This window comes from Stenotrophomonas nitritireducens (genome assembly GCF_001431425.1).
Lineage (GTDB): Bacteria > Pseudomonadota > Gammaproteobacteria > Xanthomonadales > Xanthomonadaceae > Stenotrophomonas > Stenotrophomonas nitritireducens.
In genome coordinates this window covers 18,354-38,299 of sequence record NZ_LDJG01000014.1, presented here as the reverse complement: position 1 = coordinate 38,299, position 19,946 = coordinate 18,354, and the positions used below count along the sequence as shown (strand labels likewise).

The following is a 19,946-nucleotide window of genomic DNA, read 5'->3' as shown; positions in this document are numbered from 1 at the left end:
TCCAGCCTCGATTGCCCGTGATTCGTCCCCCTAGCCTTTCCGGTCGCCCTTTCGGCGGCGACCGGGTTCGAGCGGGAGCTAGCGGAATTCGCCATACGGTACCAGCGGCGAGACCGGCAACGGCAGGTTGCCCTGCCAGGGCTTCAGCGTATAGCGCAGATAGAGCTGGAAGGTGTTCGGCGAATAGTCCTGGCTGCGCTGCAGGGTGCCGGCCGCGCCCAGTACGAAGTGGTCGCCGAGCCGTCGCTCGACGGCCATGTACAGGCGGTGGCCGGTCCCGGTGCTGCTGGAATCGGCGGTGTACAGCCCGGCCGGATCCAGCGTGAGCGGGCCATACAGCGGCTGCAGCTGCTCGATCACGCGCTCGATCAGCGATGGCTCCGGGAAGCGGCTGATCGAGGCGGTGTGCGCACGGGACACGCCCAGCGAGGCGTCCACGCGCACCGACCAGTCATCGTTGCGCCAGGCTAGGCTCACCGGCACGCTCAATGAGGCATAGCGCTGCGGGCTGTAGTAGCCGCCCTGCCCCAGCGAATAGCCGCCCAGGTCGTGCGCATAGCGCCAGTACATGCCGGTCAGGCCGACGTCCACGCGCAGGTCCGGGCGCTGCACCAGCTTGTGGTACCAGCCGGCCATCGCGCGGGCGCGGTCGTTGTCCATGACGTTGCGGCCGGTCAGGCGGTGCCAGCTCCAGTTCGACCAGACGCCGTTGCGGCCGCCCTGGTCGTAGCCGAGGCTGAAGGTGACGCCATTGGCGGTGACGCCGCCCCAGACGATGCCGCTGCGCGGATCGACCGCGCCTGCCTGGGACAGCAGCGAGTTGGTCATCGGCCGCCGCGACAGCGTCGCGCCCCAGCCGAAACGGCCGAGGTCGCCGTTGACGGTGACGCCGCCGAGCCAGTTGCCGACCGCATAGCCGGCGGGCGTATGGCCGATGTCGAAGTTCCAGCGGTCGTCGAGCGTGCGCCAGCCCACCGCCAGGCCGGCGCCGGAATCCATGCGCTGGCGCAGGCGGGTGTCGCAGCCCGGCGCCTGCAGGCGGCTGCCGTCGCCGCGCAGCAGGTACAACTCGCAACTGCCGAAATCCTGGTCGTGGAAGCCGTTGGCGTCGGTCTCGAAACGACGCGCGTCCAGGTGCACCTGTTCGATCCTGGCCCAGCCCAGGCCGCCGGCGAACGGCGCGTCGAGGTGGGCGATGCGCGTGTCGCGAGAGAGCTTCGAGATGCCCGGCGTGCCGTCGCTGCGCCGTCCCGAATCCTGCATCACCGTCAGCGTCGGGTTCTGCTGCTGGTACAGCGTTTCCACATCGCCACGCAGACTGCGCCGCAGCCAGTCGTCGCCGGCCGTTTCGCGGCTGGCGCGGGTGAGCGCGCGGTCGTCGCGCGGCTGCGCCTGCTGCGGCGCGAGCAGGCCGTTCTCTTCCATCGCACGGGCATACATGTCCAGCGCCTGTTCCGGGTCGTCGGCGCGCAGCAGGCGCGCGGCATCGCGCCACACCTGCGGGTCCGGCGCGGTCTTGGCGGCCAGCACACCGCGCAGGATCTCCAGCGCCCGTGCATCGTCGTGCAGGCCGGACCATATCGCGGCAAGCTGCCGCTGCTGGCCGACGTCGCCGGGTTCCACTACGGGTGGCGCGGCGGCCATGCGCGCGCGCGCGGCCTGCAGGTCGCCGCTGTCGATCAGCGCCTGCACGCTGCCCAGTTGCGCATCCACATTGCCGGGCTGCGCATACAGCACCTGGCCGTAAAGCTGCAGTGCCTGCGCATGATCGCCGCGCAGGCGCGCCCAGTCGGCGAGCGTCAGCTGGATGTCCGCGTCCTGCGGCAGTTTCCGCAGCAGGGCGATGGCCTCGTCCTCGCGACCGGCGGCACGCAGCTCCCAGGCGCGCGCCGTGGCCTGCTGGCGATGCAGGCGCGCGGCCAGCGCGCGCATGTCGTCGCTCCACTGCGCGGAAGGCAGTTCGTCCAGCGCGGCCAGTGCCGGCGCTATTCGATCCGAGCCGGACAGGTACAGCGCCTGCGCATAGCGCGCCTCGGGCGTGTTGCCGGCCTTGCCGGCCATCTCGGCGATCACCGCGTCGGCCTCCTCGGCCGCACCGCGGGTGCGCAGCGCATTGGCCTGCGAATAGGCCAGCCACGGGTCGTCCGGCTGCTCGCGGCGCAGTTCGCGCCCCAGCTCGATGGCGGTGGCCACGTCGCCCGCCGCGAGCGCGCGCTCGCGTTGTTCGCGCAGCTTCGCCAGGCGCAGCCTGCGCAGCTCCTCTGCATAGAGCCCGCGCTGCGCCGGCGACAGGCCGGCGACGTAGCTTTCCAGCTGCGCCGGATCGGTGCGCCCGTAGAACTGCGCCAGCCTGCGCACCAGGTTCGGATCGTTCGGCGCGATGCGCCGCGCGGCCTGCAGTTCGCGGCCGGCCGCGGCATCGTCGCCGCGCGCCACCGCCACGTCGACCAGCCCGAGCTGCGCGTTGATCTCGCGTGGCTGCTGCCGGCGCGCCTGCGCGTACAGCGACTGCGCACGATCCAGTTCGCCGGCCTCCAGCGCGGCGTCGGCCTGGTCGATGAGCAGCCAGTAACGGGTGCTGGCGATCAGGTCGCGCCACTTGTCGCTGTTGCTGGTATCCGCCTGCAGCCGCTGCGCCGTCTGGAACTGTTCCAGCGCCTGCTCGCGGCGGCCCTGGCGCATCAGCGCCAACCCCAGTCCGCCCTGGAAATCGGCTTCTTGCGGGAAGCCGCGCAGGGCCTGGCGGAAGGCGGTTTCCGCCTCCGCGTTGCGGCCGGCGTCCAGCAGCTGCCCACCACGCAGCCCCGCGAGCCAGGCCGGATTGCCCACGCGCCTGCGCTGCTCGTCGTAGAGCCGGCGCGCGTCGTCCAGGTGCACCCAGCCCGGATAGCGGGCGATGAAGGACTGCAGCCGGCGCACATTGGTCGCATCGGCCTGGCGGGACGACAGGTAGTCCCATTCCGCGTCGGCGGCATAGGTGCTCGCCTCGGGGTTGCTGCCCATGCGCCCCAGGATCGCCAGCGCCTCGCCGTCGCGGCCGCTGGCGAACAGGAACTGCGCCAGCGTCTGCAGCAGCACGGTGTTGCCGGGGTAGGCCTCGTCGAGCGCAGTCAGGCGGCGGATCGCCAATGCCCGGCCGGCCGGTTCGGCGCCGCGCAGGCGCCAGTATTCCAGTCCCAGCTGCATGCCCGGCGGGTCGTCGTCGAACAGCCGGCGATAGATCGCCAGCGCTTCGGCGTTGCGTCCGCCGGTGGCCAGCATGCGCGCCTGCTGCAGTTCGGCCTGCATGTCGCCGCGGTACGCCGCCCACAGCCGTTCGCCGGCGATCAGTTCGCGGCTGCCCGCACCGATCTGGCGCAGGCGCTGCAGGGTTCCGGTGGCGTCGTCGATCTTCTGCTGCGACAGCTGCACTTCCAGGATCGCCACCATCGTGGCGCGGTCGTCCGGCGCCAGCAGGCGCAACCGCGCCAGCGCGTCCTCGATCAGCCGCTGGCGGCCGGTGGCCTCGCCGATGCGCACCTGCTGCAGCAGCCATTGGCGTTGCGAGGCGAGGCTGCCGGCCGGCGTGGGCGGCAGCTCCTGCGCGGCCACCTGGCCGATCCCGGCCAGGCCTGCCAGCAACGCCATCGACAGGGAAAGGCGGCGGGGCATCAGTGCTCGGCCGCTTCCAGCCGGCGCTGCGACACCCAGCGCAGCGCGCGCCACAGCAGGAACGCCACCATCAGCACCACCACCGTGGCCAGCACCGCCAGCAGCACCGGGTGGTCGGCCAGGTGGTACCAGAGCAGCAGCCACCACGGCAGCGAACCGACGTAGTAATGCTCGCCGACGAACTGGCTGTGGATGCCGGAGCTGCGCAGGATCGACACCGAGCCGGCGATGGCCTCGCGCTTGCCGATGTCGCTCAATGCGTCGTCCAGCAGCGCGTAGTCCGCCTCCTTGCTCGCGGCCAGCGACACGATGCTGCGCTGGGCGTGGTGCGGCGACTGCAGGCCGATGATGGCCGCGAACGGCGCATCGGCGGTGACGCCGACGCGGTTGACCGCCGCATCGGCGCCGGCGCTGCCCAGGCGGGCCTCGATCACCGCTTCCTGCGGCGAGCTCACCCGGCCGTTGCGCAGCGTGGTGCGCTGGTTGTCGATCATCAGCGAGAGCTGGTCGCTGCCGCGCAGCTCCTGCGGCAGTTCGCCGAGCATCAGCACGTCGGCGTCCAGCCGCGCGGCCTGCTTCCAGTCATCGCTCACGCGCAGGCCATAGGCCGGGTAGCCGCTCTGCACGCCGAGGCCGCCGACCAGGTTCAGCAGCAGGCCGACCTGCGCCTCGTTGGCGCGCGGCGGCATCATCACCACGGTCTCGGACAGGTCGGCCATGCGCGTGAACGGGAAGCCGCTCAGCGCGAACGCGGCCAGGTCCGGCAGGCCCATGTAGTGGTGGAAGCCGGAGAAGTCGATCGAGGAGTCCTCCTCGATCGCGGCCTGCAGGTTGGGCGGCAGCACGGTCTGGCAATGGTCGCGCTGGGCGCTGCCCATGACGCTGGCGAAGTTGAAGTCGAAGCGCAGCTGGTTGCGGTCGCCGATCTTCAGCGCGGGGATCAGCAGCTTGCCGTCGCCGGCACCGGCGTCGGAGGTCAGCACCGGCAGGCGGATCTCCTCCAGGCCCTGCTTGCCGGAACGGCGGATCAACGGGAAGCTGGAAATGAACTGGTCGTTGATGCCCACGCTCAGCCGCGATTCGTCGCTGCTGAACGGCGGCGTGTAGCGGTAGCGCAGGTTGAGCGGAATGCCCTGGTTGCGCCAGATGAACAAGTCCGGTGGCAGGTTGAGGTTGAGCACGATCGGCTGCGGCGCGATGCCGCTGGCGCGCAGCTGCTGCGGGTAGTCGAGCAGCTCAGCGAAGCGCACGGCGCGGTCGGTGCGCACCCAGTTCGGCGCGTCGTAGGGCTTGCGCGGCGCCAGCGGCTTGACCTCGTCCACCTGCACCCGGGTGCCGCGGAACAGCGCGTTGCCGGCGGCGATGGCCGACACCGCGGTCTGCAGGTCCTCGTCGTTGCGGCCCAGCACCAGCAGCAGCTTGCGCTGCGGGTCATCGGGCAGCGACACCAGTTCGATCACCGGCCCCTGCACCGGCGCATGCTTGGCGATCACCGACGGGAACCGGCCGTTGACCGCCATCACCACCGCGTGGCCCTGCGCCGGCAGCCGGTCGAAGCTGACCGGGAACCGCGCCTGCCGCCACCAGCCGGCCATGCCGCCGAAGTACGAGGCCATCAGCGCTGCCGCGCGCTGCTGCGCCACCGACGGCGAGCCGGCGAACACCACCGGCAGTTCCAGCCGCGCGCTGTCGCGCGGGTCGAAGAACGGCAGCGGGAAATTGGCCAGGTCGTCCTGCATCGCCAGCGGCTGGCCGCCCAGGCGCAAGGTGCTGTTGCTGGACAGGTTGACCCACAGCGAGCTGTGCGTCGGCTCTTCGCAGATGTCGGTGTAATGGCCGACGAACTCCAGCCGGATCTGGTTGAAGTCGGCGATCAGGCGCGCGTCCAGCGGCACCTTGGCCTGCACCGGCCGGCCGAGCTGGTCGTTGCCGATCGGCACCACGTCCATCAGCGCGTCGTTGAGGTAGACGCGCAGGTGCGAGAGCGTGGGCAGCAGCGACGGCGACGGGGTGAAGCTCAGGTCGAGCTCGGCCTCGCGCGCCAGGCGGTCGCGCCGCACCTGGAACTCGAATGTGGTGGTGTTGCGCACACCGGACAGCAGCGTGTCCTGGCGGCGGCCGAGCTGGGCCAGGGTGCTGGCGCGCTGCCAGGGCCACGCGGCGCCGGACCAGACCGTCGCCGGCGCCTGCGGCGTGGCGGCAGGTGCGGCGGGCGCAGGTACCGGCACGGCATCCGTTGCCGGGGGCGCGGCAGGTGCCGCCTGCGGCGCGCTCGAACCGTTGGCGACGGGCAGCGCCAACAGGGGCAGCAGCAACCAGCGCAGTGAAGTGGAAATGCTCATGGACGAAGCCCCGGGTCAGCGGCTGGGTCAGCCGGATAGGAAGGAAGTGGACGTTGCGGCGCGTAACTGGCCAGCCAGCGCAGCGCGCGGCGGCTCCAGTGCATCGGCCGGTCGAGATCGATGGGCGCGAAATCGCCCATCCTGCGGTAGCCCTGCCAGCCAAGCTTGAGCACGCTCCACAGGCTGCGCGGCAGGCTCATCGGCCGGTAGCCGGCGTGCCAGTTCAACCAGGCGTCGGCGCGGGCGAAGGTGCACTGCACGAACTCCACCCGCTGCGCTTCGCTCTCGAACCGCAGCAGCAGGCCCAGGCGCGCGCCGACGCTGCGCTGGACCACCGCGGCGAACGCGAACTCGCGGCGGCCACGGCCGAGCAGCAGGGAAACCCGCGTGCCAGCAGCCAACCCGCGCTCCGGCGCATGCGCCAGTTCCAGGCCCACGCCATCGTTGGAGTAGTCGTGCATGACCCCGCGCAGGGTGCGCCCGTCGGGCAGGCGCAGCGCCATCGGCAGGCGCTGGCTGACCCGGTGCGTGCGGCGCACCTGCTGCACCTCCGCCGCGACCGCCAGCGCGCCGCCGACGATGAGCAGGTTGTAGAGCACCCACAACGAACTGACGATCACCGTGCCGCGTTCGTCGGCCGGGCCATGCAGGAAGCGCCATACAGCGAACCCCAGCCCGGCGAGGTTGAGCAGCGCCAGTACCAGATAGGGCTGGGCGACCTTCCAGTCGAAGCGGTCCCCGGCCTGGGTGCCGCCCTTGTCGGTGACGTTGAATTTGCCCCTGGTCGGGCTGAACAGCGCCACCGTGGTCGGCCGCGCGATGTACCAAGCCAGCACGGTCTCGTAGACCTCGCCCCAGAACGGGCGGCGCCACTGGCCCTGGATGCGCGAATTGGTCAGGTTGGCGTGGGCCATGTGCGGCAGCACGAACAGCAGGATCGCCACCGCCGGCGCGTAGATGATGTAGACGTGCAGCAGCAGGAAGGCCAGCGGCGCGGTCAGGAACACCAGCCGCGGGATGCCGGCCAGGAAGTGCAGCATCGCGTTGGCGTAGCAGAAACGCTGGAACAGGTTCAGGCCCTTGCCCAGCAGCGGGTTGTCGATGCGGAAGATCTGCACCATGCCGCGCGCCCAGCGGATGCGCTGGTTGACGTGCGCGCCGAGGCTGTCGGTAGCCAGGCCGGCGGCCTGCGGAATGCGCAGGTAGGCCGAGTTCCAGCCGTTGCGGTGCAGGCGCAGCGCGGTATGCGCGTCCTCGGTGACGGTCTCGGTGGCGAAGCCGCCGATATCGTCGATGGCCGCGCGCCGCAGCACCGCGCACGAGCCGCAGAAGAAGGCCGCGTTCCACAGGTCGTTGCCGTCCTGCACCAGGCCGTAGAACAGCTCGCCCTCGTTGGGGTCGCGGCGGAACACGCGCAGGTTGCGCTCGAACGGATCCGGCGAGAAGAAATGGTGCGGGGTCTGCACCAGCGCCAGCTTCGCATCGCGCAGGAACCAGCCGGTGGTGACCTGCAGGAACGAGCGCACCGGCAGGTGGTCGCAGTCGAAGATCGCCACCAGTTCGCCGTCGATCTGGGTCAGCGCGTGATTGAGGTTGCCGGCCTTGGCGTGGCGGTTGTCGCTGCGGGTGATGTAGTTGACCCCCGCCTGCGCGGCGAACTCGCGGAACTCGGCGCGCCTGCCGTCGTCGAGCAGGTGGATGCGCAGCTTGTCCGCCGGCCAGTCCAGGCCCAGCGCGGCGTGCACCGTGTGCCGCACCAGCGACAGTTCCTCGTTGTAGGTCGGGATCAGCACGTCCACGGTGGGCCAGTCGCGCGGATCGGGCGGCAGCGCCGACGGCCTGCGCTGCAGCGGCCAGGCCACCTGCACGTAGCCCAGCATCAGCACCAGCCAGGAATAGGTTTCCGCGGCGAGCAGGACGATGCCGCAGGCCAGGTCGAACTTGCTGTTCCAGTTGAGCGTGGCGGTGTACCGCCACCACAGGTAGCGGCACGACACGGTGATCGACAGCACCACCAGGATCAGCGTGGCGTAGCGTCCGGGCATGCGCTTTATCAGCAGGGCGATGCCCCAGAGCAGCAGCACGAAAACAAGCTGCGCGAAATAGCTGAACGGCTGAGTGATGCACAGCAGCCCCAGGCCCAGCGTCGCCAGGCCGGCGACGATCGTCAGCCACCTCCGCGCGCGCGGCGAGAGCCCGGCCTGGAAACTCCACATGCGCTGCCATGCCGCGCTGGTCCAGACCCGCTGCGGCAGGCCGCGCAGCGCGTCCAGATAGCGCCGCCGGCCGCGGCCCGCGGCGCCGCGCAGCCCGGCGACATGGCGGCGCCGGGCTTCCGCCAGCCGGTGGCGGCGGCGGGAGGTGCGCCGCGTGATGCGGACCAGCAGCAGCCATCCGGCCTGGATCAGCATCCGCAGCGGATCGCCGAACCGCCAGCGACGGTACGGCTGCAGTTGCGGGAAGGCATCGGGCAGGCGCGGGGCCAGCGCCTGCCAGGCGGGCCCTTCGAGCCGCAGCAACCCCCAGCCCAGCGCCTGCAGCAGCCACAACAGCCACAGCGTGGGCAGCGGTGCCCGCGCCGTTTCGCGCAGTTGCGGCCAGCGCAGGTAGCACAGGCTCATCGTGCCCGCCCCTGGCGCGCGCGCTCGGCCAGGCACCACACCGCGAGGCTGACCATGTCGGCAGCGGCCTGCGAGCCGTCGGCATCGACGCCCAGCGGCAGCTTGCGTGCCAGCGCGGCAGACACGGCGGCATCCTCGTGCAGCGGTTGCGGCACCAGCGACGGCCCACCGTCGATCCACAGCTGCATCAGGTCGCGCTGCACGTCCATGGCCGGGTCGTAGCGGTTGCACAGCACCCGTCGCGCATCATCAACATGTCGCTGCAGCAGTACGTGGCAGCCCGGGTCCACTGTCGCCATCCGCAGCGGCAGGGCGCAGGCGGCATGCTGGTTGACCGCGGCGACGTGCGCGTCCAGCCGCTGCGGCAGGTCGAACAGGATCCAGTCGAACTGCGCCGCCAGCACCGGCAGGCGCTCAGTCCAGAACCGCGGCGACTGCCGCAGCCGGTCCTCGACCGCGGCCACGTCGGCATCGCTGGCCAGCCCGTAGGGCAGCAGCGCCAGCCCGGGCGTCGCGCCGAACGCCGCCTCGCGCCAGTCGCCACCCTCCAGCCACGCGCGCGCCCAGCCGCGCGTCTCGGCAGCCGGCAGTCCCAGGTGCAGGCCGAGCAGGTGGTCCGGGTTGCACTCGACCAGCAGCACCCGCTCGCCCTGCGCGTGCAGGGCGTGGCCGAGCGCGGCGGTCATCGTCGTCACCCCGACGCCACCGCGCACGCCCTGCAGAGACAGCGTCATGCTCATCGGCGCGGCTCCGCGGCCAGCTCGGCGAACAGCGGCCAACGCGCGAGCGCCTGCGCCCGCGCACGCTGCGCGGAGAAGTCCAGGTAGGGCAGCGCCGGCATCCCCAGATGTCCGCGCAGGACGTCGATGTCGTCCTGTTCCGAGGTCAGTCCTGCGTCCGGTTCGTGCGCCTTCACGGCTTGTCCTCCGGGTAGGGCGTCCAGCTCTGGCTGCCCTTGAGCTGCAACCACGGTTTGCCCTCGTAGTCGATCACCTTGGCCCCCTCGTTCTCCGACACCGACGGCGTCACCGGCAGGTTCTGCAGCAGGCCGTCCCAGTCGCGGCCGTCGGCCGGGGTCTGGGCGTTGAGCGCATAGACCCGCGCCACCAGTTCCGAGAGCGCCAGGTAGCTGCTCGGCGCGGTCACGTGGCGCGGACCGCCGGCGGCCGGAATGCCCATGCCGATCAGCTTCACGCCCGCCGGGACATGGGTGATGGAAGGGCTGGGAATCTCGCGCATGCCCGGGATCTGCATGCGGTCGCCGTGCAGGGCCGCGCCGTGCTCGGGCACCACCACCACCATGGCGCGGCGCCCGTTCTTCTCCAGCGCGTCGATGAAGCCCTGCAGGTCGCCCAGCACCATCTGCGCGCGCGCCTTGTAGTCGCTGGCCATCGCGCGCCCGTCGGCGCCGACGATGCGGTTGCCGTCATGCAGCGAGATCGTGTTGTAGAACAGCGCCACCTGCCCGGTGGATTCGGCCTGGCGGCGCTTCAGCCACCCGGTCAACACGTCCGCGTCGCGACGCAGCGGCGACTTGTCGAAGGCGATCAGCGCGCGCGGATAGTTCTCGATCGGCAGCGGCGTGGCGGCCAGGCCGCCGTACCGGGTGAGGTCGCCAATGAAATCGTCGAAGTGGCCGTCGTGGTTCATCGCCAGCTCGTTCTGGAACCCCAGCGCCTGCAGGTTGGCGAACAGCTGGCACTGTGCCGGCACCGGATCGAACAGCGCGGTATGCGAGGTCTGGCCGCAACTGGCGCGCAGCAGGCGGATGGCCGCCGGCCCGCTGTAGGAGGTGGCCGAATTGAAATCGTCGAACACCATGTCCATCCCGTCGAACAACGGGTTGTGGCGCAGGCCCACGTCATCCAGGTCGCTCCAGGCCAGCGAGCAGATGTTGAGGACGATCAGGTCGAAGGGCGCGCCGCCCTGGGCCGGGGGAAACGCGGTCTTCAGCCCGGCCTGCTGCTGGTAGAAGCCGGCCAGGTAGGCGTTGAGCGTGTCGTTGCCGGCCGGGCCACCGCGCGCCGCGGCGCCGGTTCCCGCGCCGCCCTGCGCCGTCGTCGCATCGCCCCTCCCGGCAGACTGCAGGCCGGCCGGAAGCGGCAGCGCCATCGCCGCCATGCCCAGCATGCCCAGCACGCTGAGCGTGGTGACCCGCAGCCACGGCTTGAGCAGCAGGTAGCCGAAGACCAGCAGCGCCAGCAGCGCGACCATCTGCCAGTTGATGAAGCGCCCCAGCAGCTCCATCCAGTACGAGGCCGAGAAATCTAGCACGCCCGGCTGCGCCAGCAGGCGCTCGAACGGCGGCCACCAGGTGTCCTGGTAATACAGCGCCACCGCCACCGGGATCGCGACCACGGTGCGCGCGATGCGCGCGCGGCGCCACGGCAGCGGCACCAGCAGGACCGCGAGCAGCAGCAGGTTGGGCAGGATGTGCAGGTCGAGGGCGCCCATCCAGGCGAGGATCACCTTGGAAAGGAAATACAGGTTCCAGCCGCGCAGGTCGGGCCACGCCCAGGGCGTGGAAGCCGCTGCGGGAGCGGTGGCAGCGTCGCTCATGCCTGCCTCCGCGGGGCGGCCTGGCGGCGGCGTTCGCCCACCCGCCGGAGGTAGCGTGGCGGCAGGCTGCGCCGCAGCCGCGCGCGCAGCGCCCGTAGCATCGCCCCCAGCATCACGCCCAACGGAATCATCACTACCGCACATGCAGCCACCAGGCTCCATACCTGCTGGTCGTTCATCGTTCGCCCCCCAGGCGGATCGGTCGCGGCGCCGTCCACGATGGCGCCTGCGCGACGGGCGCCATCACCGGCACCTGCCGCGGCTGCGGCGGCGCGACGCCGCCCTCGGACGCGCCCATCGCGGCCACGTCGTGCCCGACCAGACGCTGATAGCCATCGAATAATTCCCGCCAGGGCAGACGGAACAGGTTGCCCAGCGCACGCTCGATGCCATCGCTGCGGCAGGCGAACAGGAACAGCCAGACCTGGCCGGCGTGCATGCAGGCGAAATCGCCGCGGCGGCGCATCTGCAGCTGCTGCAGCGCCTGCACCGGACTCACCCCGGCCACCGGCTGCAGGACGAGCACCGCGCTTTCCACCACGCCCTCGCCCTGGTCGAGCAGTTCGCCGGCCAGTTGCCTGAACTGCACCGGGGTGACGATGCCGCCGACATCCGGCGGCCGGTGCAGGCGGATCAGGCGTTCCGGATCCTGCGGCAGGCGTCCCTGCCAGACCTGGCCCTGGATCGTTTCCAGCAGGGTCAGGAAGCGCGCCAGCGGCAGGCTGGACGGCGCCACCAGGCTGGCGCCGGATTCCAGCAACAGGCGCTCGTCGGCATAGCGCAGGCAGGGCTGCATCTCGCGCACCACCAGTTTTAGGCCGTTGCCGCGCTCGCTGCGCAGATGGAAGACGATGCGGGTCAGCGCGTCGACATCGGCATTCTCGTCGATCGACAGCACCACCGTGGCCGCCTGCGCCTGCAGCGCGCCGGCCATCAGCGCCGACCAGTTGTCGAACAGGCGCCAGGCCGGCGAGAACGGCGGCGCCCCTTCCAGCGCTTGGGCCTGGGCGAGGTAGAGGAAGCGGTCGCCGCCTTCCTGCGCCAGCACCGCGGCCATCAGGCCATCGCCGTCGGCCATCACGTGGAGGTGGAAGCCGCGCCATTCCGATTCGAAATCGCGATGCGCGAACACGCCTTCGGCGTTGCTCCAGTAATGCACCAGGTACTGCAGGGCGCCGCGATGCGGATACAACTGGGCGACACCGGCGCACAGCCGGTTGAGCGGCAGCAGGCGCGGCGCCAGCGTCGCCACCTCGCCATGGCACAGCAGCAGCACGCAGTGGCCGCCGGCGGTGGCCCAGTCGTGCAGTTGCCCGCACCAGCGCGCAAGGTGGGCGCCTTCCAGGTTTTCCAGCGCGGCGGCCGGCACCTGCACCACGCACAAGGTGCCGCGCGCGGCGGCGCAGCGCGCCAGGTCGATGGGCAGCGCGCGGACCGCCGATGGCAGGTCGGCGACCGTCGCTTCGTACAGGCGGATGCGCGCCGGGCCCTGCTCGGCCGCAAGCGGCGCGACCATCGGCGCCGGCGAGCGGCCAAGCGCGCCCACGACGGCCAGCGGCAGTTCGGCCGATCCGGCGAGGACACCGGCGGCGAACAGGTCGGCATGGGCGGCATCTGCGCAGGCGATCCAGTACACCCCGCCCGTACGCAGGCGGGTGAGTTCGTACGGCAAGCCGTCTATGGCAAGTGAAATCGTCTTCAAGGCTATGTCCCTGTCAGCGTGCGCAGCCGGTGCGCTACCGCTCTCCGTCCCTCACCCCACACGCGGATCCATGACGGGCATCACAGTTATAAACTTGACTTGCCCGTCATCTCAATGTCACTTGCTCACCACGACAGTGACACAGAACGCTTCCACAGCGTGTGTAGAACGACCAATTCATTTTTGTGAATGAATGGATGGCCATAGCCGCCCCGGTTCAGGGCGCCGGCGGCAGCCCGAATACCTGCCGCAGATAGGCCAGGTATCCCGGGTCGTCGCACATGCTCTTGCCCGGCGAATCGCTCAGCTTGGCCACCGGTTGACCATTGCAGCGCACCATCTTGATCACGATGTTCAGCGGGGTCGGTCCCAGATCGTTGGTCAGGTGCGTGCCCACGCCGAAGGCGACCTGGCAGCGGTCGCGGAAATAGTCGTACAGGCGCATCACCTTCTCGATGTTCAGGCCGTCGCTGAACACCAGGATCTTGCTCGAAGGATCGGCGCGGTTGGCCTTGAAGTGCGCCAGCATGCGGTCGCCCCAGGCGAACGGGTCACCGGAATCGTGGCGCACGCCATCGAACAGCTTGCAGAAATACATGTCGAAATCGCGCAGGAAGGCGTCCAGCCCGACCACGTCGGACAGCGCGATGCCGAGGTCGCCGCGGTACTCGCGCGCCCAGGATTCGAGCGCGGCCACCTGCGAATCGCGCAGGCGCGGCCCCAGCGCCTGGAAGGCCTGCAGGTATTCGTGCGCCATCGTGCCGTGCGGGGTCATCCCGTACAGGCGCGCGAAGTGCACGTTGCTGGTGCCCACGTACTGGGCGCCGAGCGCGTCGCGCAGCAGCGGCAGCATGTGCGCGTGCCAGTCGTGCGAGTAGCGGCGGCGGGTCCCGTAGTCGGCGATGCGGCAGTTGCCGAAGCCCGGCGTGTCGCGCAGCAGCGCGGTCTTGGCGCGCAGGCGGCGCTCGCCCTCGGCGAAGTCCGGGGTGCTGGTGTTGCGGAACCAGACCTCGTTGATGATCGCCAGCAGCGGCACCTCGAACATGATGGTGTGCAGCCACGGGCCGGTGATGTCCAGCTCGATCTCGCCGGGCACGCTCGTCGAAGCGCGCAGGTCGATGTACTTGCGGTCCAGGTGGAACAGGCCGAGGAAATCGGCGAAGTCCGGCTTCACGAAGCGCAGCCGGCGCATGTAGTCCAGTTCGTCCGCGGCGAAGCGCAGGCTGCACAGGTGGTCGATCTCGGCGCTGATCTGGTCCAGATGGCGGGCCAGGTCGATGCCGGGCGTGCGGCACTTGAAGCGGTACTGCACGATCGCCCCGGGGTGCTGGTGCAGCACCGCCTGCATCATGGTGAATTTGTAGAGGTCGGTATCGAGCAGGGACGGGATGATCATGGGCGCATTATGCGCTGCCCTCCCCTGCGCACCGCGTGCAGGCCGCGCCACGTCCGGCCCGCGCGCCGCGGCGGCGGCTGCGCCGACGGACGCGCCCGGCCTGGGCCGGACGCGTCCATGGCCGCTTATTCGTCGCCGGCGTAGGGCGAGCGCAGCGGCCGCGGCTGCTTGCCCAGGCCCGAGCCAAGGCGGTCGAGCAGGAAACGCAGGTAGAGATTGGTGCCGAACTGACGGTAGTCGCGGGCATTGTTGAACTCCATGCGCCCGCCCAGGAACAACTGCGAGGACAGCTGCCATTCGGCCGCCGCGCTCAGGTTGTAGGACACCCCGGTCTTGGTCTGGCCGTCGTAGACCGGCGCGACATAGCGCGGGGTCAGGCCCAGCAGCGCCGCCAGCGATGCCGCTTCATAGGCCTCCTGCTGCATCGCCGGATCCAGCGGGAAGTAGTCCGCCGGGTCTTCCTTGAAGTTCTGCACGCCGACGCTGGCATCGATCTGCCAGGCCAGGCGCTGCGCGGCGTCGCGTCCGTTCCAGTGCAGCGGCACGCTCACGTCCACGTAGCGCTGCGGACTGAAGTAGCCGCCGTGGCCATAGGTGAAGCCGCTGAGGTTGCGGTCGTACTGCATCGCGGTCAGGTTCAGGCCGGCGGTCAGCGACTGGTTCGCCGTTTCCAGCGCATGCACGTAGACCCCGGCGCCCAGTTCCTGGCGGTCGTTGTCGGCCACGTGGGTGCCCTGCAGGCGATGCCAGCCGAGGCTGGCGTAACCGCCGAGCAGGCCGTTGTCGAGCGTCGCCGCCATGCGTGCGCCGGTCGCGGTGACGCCACCCCATTGCAGGCCGTTGCGCGGATCGCTCACCCCGGCGAAGGACAGCAGGCTGTCGGTGACCGCGCGCCGCGAGGCTTCGCCCGACCAGGTCAGGGTGTCGCCGACCTGGCCGCGGTAGCCGAGCCCGCCGACGATGTTGGATTCGCGGAAGCCCAGCGGCGTGGTGCCGACATCGGCGCTGAAACCGCCCTGCTGGAACCCGACCGACACGCCGGCGCCGCTGGCGTCCTGCGATCCCAGGCGGCGCGCGCCGGCGGCATTGGCCACCATCGCGTACAGCGTGTCCTGGAAGGCCAGCGGGGTCTGCGAAGCGCTGCTGCCGCCGGCCAGTGCCTTCAACTGGGCCTGTTCGGCCGCGCTGAGTCCACGCAGCAGGGCGCTGTTGCCGAGGACCTGCCGGGCGATGTCGGCGATCGGCGTGTTGCCCAGGTCGCGGCCGAGCATGTAGTCCGGCAGCGGATCGGCATACAGCAGTTCCAGCGTGGCCTGGCGGCGCTCGGCCGCGGTGAGCGTGGCGTCGGTCTGGTTGAACAGCTCCTGGTAGCGGCCGTTGTCCAGCGCGCGTTCGTAGATGAGGTTGCGGGTCGCGGTGGTGGCGCCGTTGGTCAGCAGCGTCTGGTACAGCGACGATCCGACCAGGTCGTCGACCGGGGCGCGGTCGGCGGCGAGCGCGCCGGACAGGGCCAGTTGCGGACCCGCGCCGAAACGGCTGCTGGAGGCGTAGGCGGCGTCGGCGCGGCCGGCATCCAGCACGGTCGGCGTCACCGAAACCTGGAGCTTGCCGTCGCCGACGGCGAAGCGGGCTTCCAGCGGCACCTGCAGGTCGGCCAGCTGCCCCAGCCCGGCCTCGCCGTCGCGGCTGCGGTAAGCGGCACCGGCCGCCAGCGCGCTGCTGCTGTCGGCGCGCAGTTCGCGCAGTTCATCGATCACGCCGCGCACCGGCGCCGGCAGTGCGCCGGCCATCGGTGCGGAAGCCGCGGCGCGCTGCGGTACCGGCGCGGCCGCGACGGGAGCGGCGGCGAGTGTCAGCACCGGAGCCGGCAGGCCATCGGCACCGATCTGCGGCGCGGGCAGGGCCGCCGCGGCCAACGGCGCATTGCCGGCGAGCGCGGCGACGCTGGCCGGCAGCGGCGCCGGATCGGCGCGCAGGGCGACCGGCCGGGTATTGCCGCGGGTGATGCCAGCAAAGGGATTGAAGGCGCGGCCACCGCCGGCCAGGGCGGTACTGGCGCGCGGATAACCGTTGTCCAGTTGCCCGGCACCACGCGCAGCGGCGGCGATGGCCGCCTTGAAGTAACTCTCCGCGCGCCGGTTCTTGCCCGCCGAGCGGTACACGCGGCCGGCCGCGGCCAGCACTTCCGGCGACTGCGGCGCCTGCGCCAGCGCCTGCTCCAGGTACTGCTCGGCGGTCCCCAGGTCGCGCATCGCCGCGGCGCTGCCGGCGGCGGCCACCATCGCATCGACGTCGCCCGGGGCCAGCTGCAGCTGCTGCTGGTACAGCGCCAGTGCCTGGCCGTGATCGCCGGCCGCGGCATACAGGCGCGCGAGCGCGGCGATGGTCTGCGGATCCTGCGGCTGCTGCGCCAGCACCGGTGCCAGCACCTCGTAGGCGCCTTCCAGGTTGCCGAGTTCGCGCAGCGCGTCGACCTGGCGCAGCACATAGGCGCTGCGCAGCTCCTGCAGGCGCTTGAGCTGGGGCGCGGTGAGATCGGCCTCGCCCAGCTGCCGCAGCAGGGCCGCCAGTTCGGCGTCCTGGCGTGCGCGCAGCAGCACCTGGCCGTACTGCAGGCGCTCCTCCACGCCCGGGTTGCCCTGCATCAACCGCTGCGCCAGCGCCAGCGCGCGCTGCTGGCTGCCGATGTCGGCATAGGCACCGGCCAGGGCCGCCGCGATGGCGGGCTGTGCAACGCGCGCGCCCAATGCCGATTCGGTCCGGGCAAGCAGCAGCTGCGCCTCGCCGACCCGGTTGCCCTGCACCAGGGTGCGCGCCTGCGCAGCCTGCAGCTGGACCCAGGCGGTGTCGTGCAGCGCGCTCATCTCCGCATCGCGCGATGCCGCCGGAATGCGCTCCAGCGCGGCCCAGGCGCCGTTCCAGTCGTTGCGTTCGCGCGCGAACAATGCCTGGGCGAACAGTGCCTGCGGCGAGTCTTCATCCTGTGCGCGCAGGCCGGCCATGAGGCCATCGGCCTGGTCCGGGCGTCCCTGCCGCTGGTAGAGCCGGGCGAGTTCCAGCCGCAGCCACGGATCGCGCGGCTGCTGCAGCACGGCGTCCTCCAGTTCGATCTGCGCCATCTCCAGGCTGCCCGAGGCGATCGCCTGCTGGGCACGGGCGCGGGCCAGGTTGGCGCGCAGCACCGCGGCGCCGCCGGCACGTTCCTGCTGTTCCGGGGTCAACCGGTCGAACAGCGCGGCCGCCTCGTCGGCGCGCCCCAGCCGCCCGAGCAGGCCGCCCAGCCCCTGCAGCGCGCCGGCATTGCCGGCATCCAGTTCCAGCGCCCTGCGGTAGCTCGCCTCGGCCGTGGCGGCGTCACTGGCGCCCAGCAGGTCGCCCAGCAGTACATGACCGGTGGGTTCCTTCGGCTGCAGGGCGATGGCCTCGCGCACCTTCGCGACCGCCTCCGGCCCCGGCTGCCGGCGTGCCTCCTGCAGGACCAGCCAGTAGCGCGCGGCGTTGGCCGCGCTGCGCCACTTGCCGTTGGCCGACGCCGCCGGGCGCAGCAGTTCGGCGGCCTCGCCGAAACGCTCCTGGCGCAGCCGCACCGAGCCCAGCCCGCCCATCGCTTCGGAATTCTTCGGCTGCGCACGCAGCACCTGGGCAAAGCGCGCCTCGGCCACGTCCAGGGTGCCGGCCTGCAGGGCGCGGAAACCCTCGCCCAGCAGGCGCTGGTTCGGATCCGGCGCCGCTTCCGCACGCACCGCCTGGTCGCGCAGCTGCGCCTGGCGGGCGGCCACTTCGCGATCGTCCGGCTGCAGTTCGAGGAACGCCTGGAACAGCGGCGCGTCGGCGCGCGTGGCGTTGAGCCACAGCAGCGCCTGGCGCCACGCGGCACGCGCCGGACCGGCCGTGTCCTGGCGCTGGCTGAGCGTCTTCAGCTGGGCGATGCCCTCGCGCCGGCTCGGCTCGCGGTAGGTCAACACCTGCGCCAGCGCCAGCGCGGCGGCGCCGTTGTCGCGGTCGGCCGACACCAGCCGGCGCAGGCCGTCGCGCGCGCGCGCCCAGCCGTCCTGGGTGCCGGCCAGTACCTGGTAGTACTCCAGCGCGAGGTTGTCCGGCGGCCCGCCGGCGCCGAACACTTCGTCATAGGCCTTGATCGCTTCGGCATAGCGGCCGGCCGCGGCCGCGCCGCGCGCCGCCTGCAGCGATCCCGCGCCGGCAGCGGCGCCGCCGCCGGCCAGCGCCGCACGCAGCCGCGCGGTCTGCGCCGCCGACGGGTGCCTGGCCTGCAGCTGCTGCAGGCGCCGCTGCGCATCGGCGCGGCGCCCCTGGTTCAGGTCGATCATGCCCAGGCCGAGCAGCGCGTCGGGCTGCGCCGGGTCGGCCGCCAGCAGCTTGCGCCAGGCATCGGCGGCCAGGTCCTCGCGGCCCTGGTCGAGCCAGTAGTTGCCCTGGTTGACCAGTTGCTGGGTGGACGCGGCGTTCTGGCTCCATGCCGGCGCGGTCAGCACGCACAGGCCGAGCAGGCAGAGGGGTTTCAGGTTTTTGCGGAACATGTCGAACTCCACGCGGGCAGCAGGCGCCCATCGGCAGCAAAACGGAAACGGCGATCCATCCAGCCGCGCCCGAACAGCACCAGGACGCGGTCGTAGTAGCCAAGGGCGTCGGCCGCCGGGCCGGGCGCCGGGATGCGGGTGGCCTGCGCGGCGGCCATGGCCGGCTGGCCCAGCGCCGACAGGTAAGGCAGCAGCGCGGCGGAAAAGCCGGCCGGCGCGGCGCCGGTGCCGGAACCGCTGCGCGTCTGGATCTTCTCGGCGAAACCGCCCTGGGCGCGCAGCAGCCGCGCCGGGCCCGGCAACGCGTCGAGCAGCCGCGGCCGCAGCGGTTCGCCCGCATCGGTCATGCCCGCCCACAGGTAGCAGCGGATCGCGTCGTAGCTGCCCACCGCGCCCCTGGACGGATCGGCCACGAAGGCCTCGCCGTTCCAGGCGGTCCAGTCCGGCGCGAAGCCGGTCGGCGAGGCCGCGCGCAGCATCGCCACGCTGCGTTCGGCCAATCGCGCCCAGGGACCGCGCGGCTCGACCGCGGCGAACCGGCGCAGCGCGAACAGCGGCAGGTAGCTGGGATTGAGGATCCAGCGGTCGCGCTGCACGAAGCCGCGGTTTCCCGGCAGCAGCATCGGGCCGAATTTCGGCAGCTCGACCACTTCGGCGCTGCGCATCAGCCCCAGGATCTGGCGCCCGGCCTGGGCCAGCCCGGGCCGGTTCCACAGGCGGCCGGCCTCGAGCAGGGCGTAGGCGATCCACAGTTCGCCGTCGGAGGCGGTATTGGCGTCGAGCACGCGCCACTGCCCGTCGCCGGCACGCCCCCACAGCCAGGCCGGCAGGTTGAGGTCCGGGCGTCCGCCGCACAGGTGCCGGCGCGTCCACGCCAGGATGCGGTCGAACAGCACCGGGTTGTTGTCCGCCAGCGCGAAGAACAGCGCATAGGACTGCGACTCGGAGGTACTGCGCAGGTCCGGGTGGGTGTGGTCGACGACCCGCCCATCGTCCTGCACGTGCCGCTGGACGAAGCCATGCCAGTCGCGCCAGGGCGTGCCGCAGGCGACTCCGGCCGCCGGCGCGGGACAGGCGGCCAGCGCCGTCGCGGCGGCCATCAGACCGAGCACGTCGCGCCTGGACAGCATGGCCGGA

11 protein-coding genes are annotated in these 19,946 nt (G+C 71.4%); all 11 read right to left on the bottom strand.

What is annotated here, in order from left to right:
* Positions 1 to 78: 78 nt before the first annotated feature.
* The 11 genes from bcsC to bcsZ all read right to left on the bottom strand — a co-directional run bounded on the left by bcsC (position 79) and on the right by bcsZ (position 19,939).
* On the bottom strand, positions 79 to 3,651 hold the full coding sequence (gene bcsC / locus ABB22_RS09575) for a cellulose synthase complex outer membrane protein BcsC (protein WP_055766001.1): 3,573 nt from the start codon (positions 3,649 to 3,651) through the stop codon (positions 79 to 81).
* Positions 3,651 to 5,993 carry a cellulose biosynthesis cyclic di-GMP-binding regulatory protein BcsB gene (bcsB, locus tag ABB22_RS09570; protein ID WP_055766004.1) on the bottom strand — a complete coding sequence of 781 codons (2,343 nt, stop codon included), beginning with the start codon at positions 5,991 to 5,993 and terminating at the stop codon, positions 3,651 to 3,653. The genes bcsC and bcsB overlap by 1 nt, the downstream gene beginning before the upstream one ends.
* Positions 5,990 to 8,614 carry a UDP-forming cellulose synthase catalytic subunit gene (gene bcsA, locus ABB22_RS09565; RefSeq protein ID WP_057505201.1) on the bottom strand — a complete coding sequence of 875 codons (2,625 nt, stop codon included), beginning with the start codon at positions 8,612 to 8,614 and terminating at the stop codon, positions 5,990 to 5,992. Before bcsA ends, bcsB begins: the two co-directional genes overlap by 4 nt.
* Entirely contained in the window at positions 8,611 to 9,354 is a 744-nt protein-coding gene (gene bcsQ / locus ABB22_RS09560; protein WP_200911342.1) for a cellulose biosynthesis protein BcsQ, read from the bottom strand. Before bcsQ ends, bcsA begins: the two co-directional genes overlap by 4 nt.
* Positions 9,351 to 9,530: a cellulose biosynthesis protein BcsR gene (gene bcsR, locus ABB22_RS09555; protein ID WP_055766011.1), complete on the bottom strand. Its 180-nt coding sequence runs from the start codon at positions 9,528 to 9,530 to the stop codon at positions 9,351 to 9,353. Before bcsR ends, bcsQ begins: the two co-directional genes overlap by 4 nt.
* Positions 9,527 to 11,173 carry a cellulose biosynthesis protein BcsG gene (gene bcsG / locus ABB22_RS09550; protein WP_055766014.1) on the bottom strand — a complete coding sequence of 549 codons (1,647 nt, stop codon included), beginning with the start codon at positions 11,171 to 11,173 and terminating at the stop codon, positions 9,527 to 9,529. Before bcsG ends, bcsR begins: the two co-directional genes overlap by 4 nt.
* Complete coding sequence (locus tag ABB22_RS19015) at positions 11,170 to 11,304, bottom strand: hypothetical protein (protein WP_425477800.1); 135 nt, start codon at positions 11,302 to 11,304, stop codon at positions 11,170 to 11,172. Before ABB22_RS19015 ends, bcsG begins: the two co-directional genes overlap by 4 nt.
* 44 nt (positions 11,305 to 11,348) lie before the next feature.
* A complete protein-coding gene (locus tag ABB22_RS09540; protein WP_152984108.1) occupies positions 11,349 to 12,875 on the bottom strand; it encodes a BcsE family c-di-GMP-binding protein in 1,527 nt (508 codons plus the stop codon).
* A gap of 217 nt (positions 12,876 to 13,092) precedes the next feature.
* Positions 13,093 to 14,271: a nicotinate phosphoribosyltransferase gene (gene pncB, locus ABB22_RS09535; protein WP_055766025.1), complete on the bottom strand. Its 1,179-nt coding sequence runs from the start codon at positions 14,269 to 14,271 to the stop codon at positions 13,093 to 13,095.
* A 125-nt stretch (positions 14,272 to 14,396) separates the two neighbouring features.
* Positions 14,397 to 18,809 (bottom strand): cellulose biosynthesis protein BcsC, encoded by a 4,413-nt coding sequence (locus tag ABB22_RS09530; RefSeq protein WP_055767315.1) that lies wholly within the window; start codon positions 18,807 to 18,809, stop codon positions 14,397 to 14,399.
* A complete protein-coding gene (bcsZ, locus tag ABB22_RS09525; RefSeq protein ID WP_425477799.1) occupies positions 18,791 to 19,939 on the bottom strand; it encodes a cellulose synthase complex periplasmic endoglucanase BcsZ in 1,149 nt (382 codons plus the stop codon). Before bcsZ ends, ABB22_RS09530 begins: the two co-directional genes overlap by 19 nt.
* Between the last annotated feature and the right edge of the window lie 7 nt (positions 19,940 to 19,946).